Here is a 507-nt window from a genome sequence, read left to right as displayed (position 1 = left end):
GGAGCCCTGCGTCGCAGTCGGCCGTGAACTGCTGCGCCGCGGTCACGACGTGTACATCGCGGTTCCGCCTGACCTGGTTGAATTCGTCGAGTCGGCCGGGCTCAGGGCGACCGAGTTTGGGCCGGACGCGCGACTGTGGCAGGACGTGCACCGCGACCTTTTGACCCGTTTGTTCCGGAGCTTTTGGAAGGTCCGGGAACTGACCGCGTTGGTGCGCGAAGATCAGCGGCTGTTCAACCAGCTCTGGGAGGAGATCGGCAAGACGCTGATGTCGCTGGCCGAGGGGGCCGACCTGGTGCTCACCAGCGCCATCGGCGAACAGTCCGCGGCCAACATCGCGGAGTACTACGGCATTCCGCTGGCCACGCTGCATACCTTCCCGATACGGGCCAACGGCCAGCTCATTCCGGGGCTGCCCGCACCGGTGGGCCGTTCCGCGATGACGGTGTCCGAGTGGATGTCTTGGCCGATGCTCAAGAAGCGCGACGATGCGCAGCGCCGCGAACT

The 507-nt window shown here is 66.1% G+C and carries 1 pseudogene; it reads left to right on the top strand.

The features are described from left to right. Positions 1-507, top strand: a pseudogene (locus tag A5736_RS26180) (glycosyl transferase family 1); the annotation flags it as partial.

It is taken from the genome of Mycobacterium sp. SP-6446, from assembly GCF_001954045.1.
Taxonomy (GTDB): domain Bacteria; phylum Actinomycetota; class Actinomycetes; order Mycobacteriales; family Mycobacteriaceae; genus Mycobacterium.
Note: the sequence above shows the minus strand (reverse complement) of the source record. Positions and strands in the feature narration are given on the sequence as shown.